This is a genomic window from Butyrivibrio sp. MB2005, assembly GCF_000424285.1.
In the GTDB taxonomy this organism is placed as follows: Bacteria; Bacillota; Clostridia; order Lachnospirales; family Lachnospiraceae; genus Butyrivibrio.
Window position 1 is genome coordinate 232,635 of sequence record NZ_AUJP01000008.1, and the last position, 10,273, is coordinate 242,907.

A 10,273-nucleotide genomic window follows, 5' to 3' on the forward strand; every position below is an offset into this window, starting at 1 on the left:
ATGCAGATTTCGAAGGTTAAACAAGTAATTACGATTGCGATATCCTTGATGATTTTTGTGATAGGCTATCACTTTTTAAGAATAAACTATCTTGTGGGCGAGCTTGGCGCAGTACGTGGCAGCTTTTATTTTTATGTGCTGTCCTGGGAAGTTTTGGTATTTTTTTCAGCCTACTATATTTTGCATGGGAAAAAGAGAGAGCTTGGCTTAAAATGGGCGATTCCAATTGCCCTGATAATACCTGTACTGGCGTTTCTTGCGACAGAATCCTGTTGGGACAATGCTGTAAGAAATATGCTCTTTCCTGCCATCATCATAAATATATGTATTTATGCGCTGTTGGAGCTGGGATTTCTGATTCTTTTCGGTAATTTCAATGCAGCCTTTATCATGACTGTTTTCCTTGGATTTTATATGGGTACTGTGAACCACTACGTTGGGGACTTTAGAGGAGACTGCTTTAAGGCTTCTGATATTCTCGTAGTAGGAACAGCAGCCAAGGTTGCAGATCAGTATCACTTTGCAATTACGGATGGAATGGTAAGGCCTCTGGCATTGCTGCTATGGATAATAGTTCTTACCAGATTTTTCTCATTCCCCAAGATAAAAGGGATAAAGAAGCATGCGGTTATGGCAGTTTGCGGAATAGCAGTTATCGCTTGCGAATTCATGCTTTTTTACTATGTCCCGATTTTTGATAAGCTGGGCTATGAGATATATCCCTTCAGACCGGAGGAGTCCTACGCAGAGTATGGTGCTACGGCAGGTTTTATTATGACCTTCCAGGATTCCAGGATAAAGACACCTGAGGGTTATGATACGGATGAAGTCACGCAGCTCCTTGCAGCCTACGGGGATAACACTGACAGCGTGCAGGATATGCCTACAGTCATAGCTATCATGAATGAAGCCTTTTCTGATCTTAGTGTTCTTGGCGATTTTGAATCAGATGATTATATGTCTGACTGGTATGGTATTTCAGATTATGCTATGAGAGGATTTGTATATGTCCCTGTATGTGGCGGCGGAACAGCCAACAGCGAGTTTGAATTTCTGACAGGGCTTTCCATGGCAGGGCTGAATGTAGGAGTTTACCCCTATCAGCAGTATAACCTGGAAAATGCATATAATATCGGTCATGACCTGAATAAAATCTGTGGCGAAACAATTGCTTTTCATCCCTACACTGCATCGAACTATAACAGAATAAATGTCTACAGGAATTTCGAATTTGGCAGTTACTACTCCAAGGATGACATGGATAAAAAGGCACCCGTAATTAACTGGGGTGTATCAGATGAAGCAGACTATAATAAACTTATAGAGCTTTATGAAAACAGCAAAAAGCCATCCTTCCTTTTCAACGTTACAATGCAGAATCACGGAGGGTACGGCGCACCTGAGACTCTGACAATAGATGACTATGTATCTGTCGGTGAAGACTATAAGCAGTTTTCAAGCTTTATAAGTTACCTTACCCTTGTAAGAGAGTCATCATCTGCATTCAAAAATCTGCTTGATTACTTCAGAGGTTCTGATGAAAAGGTGATCATTGTGATGTTTGGCGATCACGAGCCCGGACTTATGGATGGTTCTATGGAGGCTATTCATGAAAATGACGGGAGCGTTGAGGCAAGCAGCCGCATATATATGACTCCTTACATGATCTGGGCAAACTATGACCTGGGTCATGGTCAGGTAGAAAAAGACATGAGCCTTAATTATCTTGCTGCCAATATGTATGAGCTTCTTGGAATAAAGACGGATTACACAGGATATCTCCTTGACCTTCAAAAGCAGTTTCCCATTATCGGAGTATTTGGCTACAAAGATGCTGCGGGCACCTGGCATTCCTATGATGAACAAAACGATAAGATAGATGAGTATTTTCGCGTGGAATATCATGAGCTTACAGGAAAATAAGCGAATGTTTGACCTTCTCTGATATAATGTGTTATATATAACATCTAAGATTTAGATAGAATCGAACTTTATTAAATGCATTTTCGCGAAAGGAATATATAATATGTGCGGAATAGTTGGATTTATTGGTAAGCATCAGGCAGCTCCCATTCTTCTTGAGGGACTTTCCAAGCTTGAGTACAGAGGCTATGACTCAGCAGGAATCGCTGTCAGAAATGGTAAGGAGAAGGCTGAAGTTGTTAAAGCTGTAGGCCGCCTTAAGAACCTTGAAGAGAAGACAGACGACGGTCAGTCAGTGATTGGATGCTGCGGTATCGGACATACCAGATGGGCTACCCATGGAGGTCCTTCACAGACCAACGCTCATCCTCATGTTTCAGGCAATTGCACAGGCTCCGCTTCAGGTACTGTCGAATCTACAGTTGTTGGTGTACATAACGGAATTATCGAGAACTATCAGGAACTCAAGGAAAAGCTCATAAAGAATGGTTATGAGTTTTATTCTGATACAGATACTGAGGTTGCAATTAAGCTTATTGACTACTACTACAAGAAGTATAAGATGGGCCCCATCGATGCACTTGCCAAGACCATGGTACGTGTACGCGGATCCTATGCTCTTGAAGTTATGTTCTCGGATTATCCGGACGAGATCTATGTTGCAAGAAAAGACAGCCCCATGATCATCGGTATAAATAATGGTGAGACCTTCGTTGCATCAGATGTTCCCGCTATTCTTAATCATACTAAGAACGTTTACTACATTGGCAATAATGAGATGGCCCGCCTTATTCCCGGCAAAGCTGAGTTCTTTGACCTCAATGGCGATCAGATAGAGAAAGAGCTTGTTGAGATTAAGTACACTGCTGAAGCAGCAGAGCGCGGCGGCTACGAGCACTTCATGATGAAGGAGATCCACGAGCAGCCCAAGGCTATTCAGGATACCATCAATTCACTTTTAAAGAAGGGTGAAGTTAATCTTTCAGAGGTTGGCATCACTGACGAAGAGATTAAGAATATTTCATCCATCACAATCGTTGCCTGTGGTTCTGCATGGCATGTTGGAATGGCAGCTCAGTATGTAATCGAGGATCTTGCAAGAATCCCTGTAAGGGTTGAGCTTGCATCAGAATTTAGATACAGAAAGCCTATCCTTGATAAGGATGCCCTTGTAATCTGCATTTCACAGTCAGGAGAGACCGCAGATACTCTCGCTGCCCTTCGTGAAGCTAAGGACAATGGCGTAAAGACTCTTGCTATCGTTAACGTAGTTGGTTCTTCCATTGCCAGAGAAGCAGATCACGTTCTCTATACACTTGCAGGACCTGAGATTTCCGTTGCAACGACCAAGGCATACAGCTGCCAGCTTGTTGCTACATATCTTCTTGCTCTTCGTTTTGCAATTGTTCGTGAGAAGATCGCTAAAAAAGATTACACCAACTATATCTCAGAGATCACCAGAATCCCTGAGTGCATTCAGAAGGTACTTGATGATAAGGAGAGACTCCAGTGGTTTGCAGCTAAGATTGCCAATGCCAAGGACGTATTCTTCATCGGAAGAGGTATCGATTATGCCATCGGCTTAGAGGGCAGTCTTAAGATGAAGGAGGTATCCTACATCCACTCAGAGGCTTACGCAGCAGGTGAGCTCAAGCACGGCACCATCTCTCTTATTGAGGATGGCACCCTTGTTGTTGGAATCCTTGGACAGGACGATCTCTACGAGAAGACCATTTCAAACATGGTTGAGTGTAAGAGTAGAGGCGCATACCTCATGGGACTTACAGCTTATGGCAAATATGAGATCGAGGATACAGCAGATTTCGTAACCTACGTGCCCAAGATGGACAAGCACTTCATTGGTTCCCTTGCGGTTATCCCGCTTCAGCTTCTTGGATACTACGTATCAGTTGCAAGAGGTCTTGATGTTGATAAGCCAAGAAACCTGGCAAAGAGCGTTACAGTAGAATAAAAAAACAAAGTGCCGGCAGAATCAAATCTGTCGGCACTTTTTTAAAGCGGAGTCGGAGGGATTCGAACCCTCGTGCCCAAAAAGGACAAACGCATTTCGAGTGCGCCTCATTACGACCACTTTGATACGACTCCATGCACGTTTTACGCGCTTTTTCATTATACGAGGATGAAAGTTTTTAGTCAATAAAGTTATTGTTGGTGCGCCTAATATTCGGTATAATATCATGGATGAAAAATACACATTTTTGTGTAAGAAGTTTTGTTTTGGGAGTAGGGCTTTTAATGGCATACGTAGCTTTATATAGAAAATTCAGACCGCCCGTTTTCGATGATGTAAAAGGGCAGGATCATATTGTTACGACGCTGAAGAATCAGATAAAATCTGACAGAGTTGGACATGCCTATCTGTTTTGCGGAACGAGAGGTACAGGTAAGACCTCTGTTGCCAAGATCATGGCAAGGGCCGTAAACTGCGAGACACCAAAGGATGGTAATCCCTGCGGAGAGTGTCCCACCTGTAAGGCTATTGAGTCGGGGGCAGCCATGGGCAATGTCATCGAGATAGATGCTGCTTCTAACAACGGCGTTGAGAACATCAGACAGATCATTGATGAGATCTCATATTCACCCACAATAGGAAAATACAAGGTTTATATAATCGACGAGGTTCACATGCTCTCTACGGGTGCTTTTAATGCGCTCTTAAAGAGCCTTGAGGAGCCGCCGTCATACGTTATCTTCATTCTGGCTACCACAGAGGTTCACAAGATCCCTATCACGATCCTCTCAAGGTGCCAGCGCTATGATTTTCACAGGATCACAATCGATACCATTGCAGACAGACTTCGCGAAGTTGTTAATGCCGAGAATGTGGCTGTTGAAGATAAGGCCCTTAGATATATCGCTAAGGCAGCTGACGGATCCATGAGAGATTCCCTAAGCCTTCTTGATCAGTGCATCGCATTTAACTACGGCGAAGAGCTGACCTACGACAGAGTACTTGGAGTTCTTGGCGCAGTTGATACCAAGGTTTTCGGAGATCTGTTTTCATGTCTTATCAGGCAGGATGTTACAGCAGCTTTGGAGCTTCTCTCGGAGATAGTAATTCAGGGCAGAGAGCTTACGCAGTTTGTCAGCGATTTTATCTGGTACTTGCGTAACCTTATGCTGATCACCGCTTCCGACAATATGGAAGATGCCGTGGATATGTCCACAGACAATCTCCGCACATTAAAGGAGCTCTCTGAGGGTACGGACGTAGATACCATAATGCGTTATATCAGGGTGTTCTCGGAGCTGTCAGCTAACTTGCGTTTTGCAACACAAAAACGTATCCTTATAGAGGTTACTTTGATTCGTATATGCAAGCCTCAGATGGAGGACAGTAACGAAGCTCTCACAGACAGAGTGCGTATCCTTGAAGAGAAAAACGCAGAGTCTGAGAAAATCTTAAGCGGCATTAAAAATGGCAAGATCGCAGTAAATGCAGCACCCGGCGGTGCCAAATCACCTTCCGGCGGCCTTGCTGATGGCGCAGCGCCCATAGATTCTCAGAAAAAGGAAGCCCTTGAGCTTGCTGTTGCAGAGGATGTAAAAAGAGTAGTAAACGACTGGGGCAGGATTCTTGTAAAGATGCAAAATCCCATGCGCACATATCTCGAGAAAGCCGCCTTAAGCCAGGGCAATGATGGCAAGCTTTTCATCGTGCTTGATGTAAAAGAGCGGGTTGATAAATACAATGAAGAGCCCGGAAAGAGCGAGCTTTCAGCTGTTCTTGACGAAAGTATCGGTAAGCACGTTGATTTTGAAATGCGATATGCCAGCCAGGACAGACCTATGGAAGAGCAGTATGTCCCTCTTAACAATATTCATTTTGATATTATTACTGAGGAGGATGAGGTCATGCCCGAGGTTCCGGATGCAGCTGAAATTATGGGCAGCACAGATGGAGACGTGGCAGATGGTTTTGATAATTCAGGCGGCGACATCATAACAGGCTTTGATGATGAAGACTTTGGCGCTCCGTCAATGATGGACAATGAGAATGCATATAGTGAACAGCAGATGAGCGATGAAGAGAATGCATTCGAAGAAAAAGATGATAACGATGACAATGACGAATAAGAAAATGGAGGATTTATAAATGGCAAAACGTGGAGGATTTCCCGGCGGAATGCCCGGTAACATGAACAATCTTATGAAGCAGGCGCAGCGCATGCAGCGTCAGATGGAGGAGAGCCAGAAGGAGCTCGAGACAAAAGAGTTTAAGGCAAGCGCAGGCGGCGGAGCTGTAGAAGCTACAGTTACAGGCGCTAAAAAGCTTACAGCTATCACAATCGCACCCGATGCGGTTGATCCCGACGACGTTGAGATGCTTCAGGACATGATCGTTGCAGCAGTTAACGAAGCCATGGATCAGGCAGACAAAGCTCAGGGCGACATCATGGGCAAAATGACAGGCGGCCTTGGAGGTCTCGGAGGACTTTCATTTTAATGGATCTATACAGCGGACATATTAATAAGCTTATTGAAGAGCTTGCTTCTCTTCCCGGCATAGGCGGTAAATCCGCCCAGAGGCTCGCTTTTTACCTGATAGGCCTTCCCAAGGACAGGGTAAAAAGGCTGGCTGATTCCATAGTGGATGCCAGGGAAAATGTACACTATTGTAAGGAGTGCTTTACGCTGACTGATGATGAGCTTTGTCCCATCTGTGCCAATGAGAAGCGCGATCACCACACTATCATGGTTGTTGAGAACACCCGTGATCTTGCAGCTTATGAGAAAACAGGAAAGTACGAAGGTGTATACCACGTGCTTCACGGAGCAATCTCACCTATGTTAGGTATCGGTCCCGGGGACATCAAACTCACGGAGCTTGTCACGAGGCTCCAGAGTGAGGATGTGGATGAAGTTATAATCGCCACCAATTCAAGTCTTGAGGGCGAGACCACAGCTATGTACATCAGTAAGCTTATAAAACCTACGGGGATAAAGGTTACGAGGATTGCCAGCGGCGTTCCTGTCGGCGGCGACCTCGAATATATTGATGAAGTTACATTGTTACGAGCATTGGAAGGCAGAACAGAACTTTAATGTAAACGGAGGAAAATGAAATGACTGTAAAGAGGGAGTTTTTGGGAGAATCAAAGCAGGGTGCACCTATCTATGGCTACCACATCACCAATGAAAAGGGCACTGAGCTCAGTGTTATGAACTATGGTGCTGCCATTCGCGGCATCATCGTTAAGGACAAGGACGGCAATAAGGTTGACGTGGCTCTTGGCTACGAGGATCTTTCCGGATATTATGGCAACGACTGCTTTCTTGGCGTTGTTGTTGGCCCCAGCGCAAACCGCGTAGATAAGGGCACATACACCATCGATGGCAAAAAGTTCAACATGGCTATCAACGATGGCGAAAACAATCTTCACAGTGATTTTGATAATGGTCTTCACAAGAGAGTATGGGACGCTGATGAATCAGAAGACAGCGTAACCTTTACTCTTAAAGCTGAAGATGGCGATATAGGTTTTTCAGGAAACAGAGAGTTTAAAGTAACCTACAGCCTCTCTGAGGATGATGCTGTTTCCATTCACTATCATGCAACAAGTGATGCCAAGACTCTTATGAACATCACAAATCATTGCTATTTCAACCTCTCCGGTCACGGTGCAGGTTCTATCTGCGATCACATCGCGCAGTTCAATTCAAGTACCACAACACCTGTAAGAGCAGGTCTCATTCCCACAGGCGAATATACAAGCGTAGAGGGAACTCCTTTTGATTTCAGAAAAGAAAAGGCTATCGGAAAAGATATAGATGCAGACAACGAGCAGCTTAAGCTCGGCGGCGGCTATGATCATAACTTCTGCATCGACGGCGCAGATGGCACAAAGAGAGTATTTGCAACAGTTAAGAGCCCCAAGACCGGCATCACTATGCAGTGCTCAACAACACTTCCCGCATTCCAGTTCTATTCAGGCAATTTCCTTGATGCTGAGGGCGGTAAGGACGGCGTTACCTATAAAAAGAGAGACGGCTTCTGCCTTGAGACTCAGTTCCATCCGGATTGCATCAATCATGACAATTTCCCGGATCCTGTTTTCGGACCGGAGCGCGAGTATGATTCTATTACGGTATATAGGTTTATTTAAGTTTTATGGCTGAAGTCAGAGATTTTACCAAGTATATAAAAAGAAATTCAGATAATGATGAAGAGGAAGAGCAGGAGTACCGCGAACCCTCGTATACAGAGAAGATACGTAAGCACAGAATAGCAGTAGCTGTAAGGACAGTGGTGATCATCGTCACCCTGTGCCTTTTGACAGCCGCAGTATACATCAGCTGGAGAGATAAGCATTTCACGGAAAGCACAGTTACCTCCAGTGTCAGAATATCGGACTCTGCAGGCGCTAGTGCTATTAACCTTGACGGCTATGTCCTTCAGTACAGTAAGGATGGTGTAAGCTGTATCAACGCAGCAGGAGAACAGCTCTGGAACAGAACTTACCAGATGCAGAATCCCACTATCCATACCTGTAAAAATGTTGTAGCCATAGGTGATTACAACGGACACAACATCTATGTGGCCAATACAGGCGGGTCCCTTGGAGAGATTGAGACCAATCTTCCTATCAGAGATTTCTGCGTGGCAGCCCAGGGCGTAGTAGCAGCAGTACTTGATGATCAGAATGTCACATGGATATATCTTTTCGATGCTTTAGGCAATACCCTTGCCAGCTTTAAGACCACCATGCAGGATAGCGGATATCCCGTGGATGTCAGCATTTCTCCAAGCGGAGAGCTTGTTTGCGTATCATATCTTAAGGCAGACAATGGCAGGATAAAAACCAGCGTAGCATTTTTCAACTTCGGCGCAGTTGGACAAAACATTACAGATAACTACGCAAGTGGCTACGACTATCCAGAGACCGTTGTTCCCTACGTGCAGTTTATGAACGACAGCAAGATATTTGCTGCAGCCGATGATCGCATCATGTTTTTCTCAGGTAACGAAGTTCCAACAAGCCAGACAGAAGCCATGACAGGTGATGAAGAGATCAAATCTGTTTTCTATAACGAGTCCTATGTGGGCGTTGTTTTCATAAATAATACCTCTGAAGGCGCATACAGACTACAGGTTTACAATACTCAGGGAAGTCTCGTGACGAAAATATTCTTTAATATAGAATATGTAGATGTGTTCTTTGACAATGAACAGATAGGTATCTACGGAGAAAGTGAATTCCTTCTCTGCGATATGAACGGTGTTGAGAAATTTAAAGGCAAGTTCGACCGCGCAGTAAAGGTAATGATCCCCACAAATGTCAGAAGCAAATTCCTTCTGGTAACAGATGGCTCCATAGATACTTTAGAACTTAACTGATAAGGAAAAAATATGGATATTGTGAATTTTATTTCTCAACCGCAGGTGATAGTGACACTTGCGGTTGTCATTATGTTAATGTGGAGAATTGCATACGGATATAAATACGGACTCATCTCAGAGCTTCTTGAAATCGCAGCTCTGGCTGTGGGCTTTGTGGTCTTAAACCTCACTGCCGGCGTTATCGAGAAGTTCCTGAGCGGCGGTGGCCTTCATATAATATCTTCTATAATAAGGATTGCCGTTGTGGTTGCCATATACAGAGTCATCCAGGGGATCTCCAAAGGCGTCCGTGGATCCAAGAACGTACCCATGGTCAGCTCGGTAAATAAACTCCTTGGCGCAGCCTTTGGTTTCATAGAGATATACATCTGGCTAAGGATACTGAATTACATCATTGGCTATGACTTTGAAGGTGCCATAAAATTTACAATTACATCCCTGATGGGGCTATTTAATTAATTTTTTATTAATTCCAAAATTCTCATTGACACCTTAGAGGGTGGATGGTATATTTATATTCGCTCGCTGCGAGTGATAGAAACGACTGACCGGAAGGCTTCAGCGTCTACACAAAAGCGAACAAAAATAAATTAAAAAAGTTCTTGACAAAAAGAGCTGCAAATGATAATCTATCAGAGTTGCGGCTGACAAGCCAAGACAAAGCACTTTGACAATGGAATAGTAATGCAACCCTGAAAATTCCAAAAAGAAATTTCAGAGAACAAAACAAACCTAACAAGGTAAAAACGGACAGAACAAAGCCAAGCTTTAGTTCTGGTCAGACGAACGATCCAGTCACTTTAAGTGATTAGATAAATTTTAAACGTGAGAGTTCGATCCTGGCTCAGGATGAACGCTGGCGGCGTGCCTAACACATGCAAGTCGAACGGAGATTTAACGCTGATGAGGCTTCGGCGGAATCTTGTTAAATCTTAGTGGCGGACGGGTGAGTAACGCGTGGGCAACCTGCCTCGTACTGGGGGATAA

At 44.3% G+C, this 10,273-nt stretch carries 8 protein-coding genes, 1 tRNA gene and 1 rRNA gene; 9 read left to right on the forward strand and 1 reads right to left on the reverse strand.

The features are described from left to right. Nucleotides 1–1,923, forward strand: a complete 1,923-nt coding sequence (locus tag G610_RS21980; protein ID WP_081667219.1) for an LTA synthase family protein — start codon at nt 1–3, stop codon at nt 1,921–1,923. 103 nt (nt 1,924–2,026) lie between these two features. Further along, complete coding sequence (gene glmS / locus G610_RS0104590) at nt 2,027–3,895, forward strand: glutamine--fructose-6-phosphate transaminase (isomerizing) (RefSeq protein ID WP_026523847.1); 1,869 nt, start codon at nt 2,027–2,029, stop codon at nt 3,893–3,895. A 47-nt stretch (nt 3,896–3,942) separates the two neighbouring features. Here glmS and G610_RS0104595 read toward each other — a convergent pair. Further along, nucleotides 3,943–4,029: transfer RNA gene (locus G610_RS0104595), tRNA-Ser, on the reverse strand. A 150-nt stretch (nt 4,030–4,179) separates the two neighbouring features. Between G610_RS0104595 and dnaX the strand changes: the two genes are divergently transcribed. The 7 genes from dnaX to G610_RS0104630 form a co-directional block, all read left to right on the forward strand. Continuing rightward, nucleotides 4,180–6,021 carry a DNA polymerase III subunit gamma/tau gene (gene dnaX / locus G610_RS19705; RefSeq protein ID WP_081667221.1) on the forward strand — a complete coding sequence of 614 codons (1,842 nt, stop codon included), beginning with the start codon at nt 4,180–4,182 and terminating at the stop codon, nt 6,019–6,021. Between the two features lie 19 nt (nt 6,022–6,040). Further along, a complete protein-coding gene (locus G610_RS0104605) occupies nt 6,041–6,391 on the forward strand; it encodes a YbaB/EbfC family nucleoid-associated protein (protein ID WP_026523848.1) in 351 nt (116 codons plus the stop codon). Then, nucleotides 6,391–6,990 carry a recombination mediator RecR gene (gene recR / locus G610_RS0104610; protein WP_026523849.1) on the forward strand — a complete coding sequence of 200 codons (600 nt, stop codon included), beginning with the start codon at nt 6,391–6,393 and terminating at the stop codon, nt 6,988–6,990. Before G610_RS0104605 ends, recR begins: the two co-directional genes overlap by 1 nt. Before the next feature lie 20 nt (nt 6,991–7,010). Then, complete coding sequence (locus G610_RS0104615) at nt 7,011–8,051, forward strand: aldose epimerase family protein (RefSeq protein WP_026523850.1); 1,041 nt, start codon at nt 7,011–7,013, stop codon at nt 8,049–8,051. 5 nt (nt 8,052–8,056) lie between these two features. Next, a complete protein-coding gene (locus G610_RS0104620) occupies nt 8,057–9,283 on the forward strand; it encodes a DUF5711 family protein (protein WP_026523851.1) in 1,227 nt (408 codons plus the stop codon). Nucleotides 9,284–9,295: 12 nt separating this feature from the next. After that, nucleotides 9,296–9,745, forward strand: a complete 450-nt coding sequence (locus G610_RS0104625) for a CvpA family protein (protein WP_026523852.1) — start codon at nt 9,296–9,298, stop codon at nt 9,743–9,745. A 362-nt stretch (nt 9,746–10,107) separates the two neighbouring features. Further along, nucleotides 10,108–10,273 (forward strand): 16S ribosomal RNA (locus G610_RS0104630); the annotation flags it as partial.

What these genes read in the sequence shown, in the direction of transcription:
- G610_RS21980 (WP_081667219.1), top strand. Translation starts at nt 1, where the DNA reads ATGCAGATTTCGAAGGTTAAACAAGTAATTACGATTGCGATATCCTTG.
- glmS (WP_026523847.1), top strand. Translation starts at nt 2,027, where the DNA reads ATGTGCGGAATAGTTGGATTTATTGGTAAGCATCAGGCAGCTCCCATT.
- dnaX (WP_081667221.1), top strand. Translation starts at nt 4,180, where the DNA reads ATGGCATACGTAGCTTTATATAGAAAATTCAGACCGCCCGTTTTCGAT.
- G610_RS0104605 (WP_026523848.1), top strand. Translation starts at nt 6,041, where the DNA reads ATGGCAAAACGTGGAGGATTTCCCGGCGGAATGCCCGGTAACATGAAC.
- recR (WP_026523849.1), top strand. Translation starts at nt 6,391, where the DNA reads ATGGATCTATACAGCGGACATATTAATAAGCTTATTGAAGAGCTTGCT.
- G610_RS0104615 (WP_026523850.1), top strand. Translation starts at nt 7,011, where the DNA reads ATGACTGTAAAGAGGGAGTTTTTGGGAGAATCAAAGCAGGGTGCACCT.
- G610_RS0104620 (WP_026523851.1), top strand. Translation starts at nt 8,057, where the DNA reads ATGGCTGAAGTCAGAGATTTTACCAAGTATATAAAAAGAAATTCAGAT.
- G610_RS0104625 (WP_026523852.1), top strand. Translation starts at nt 9,296, where the DNA reads ATGGATATTGTGAATTTTATTTCTCAACCGCAGGTGATAGTGACACTT.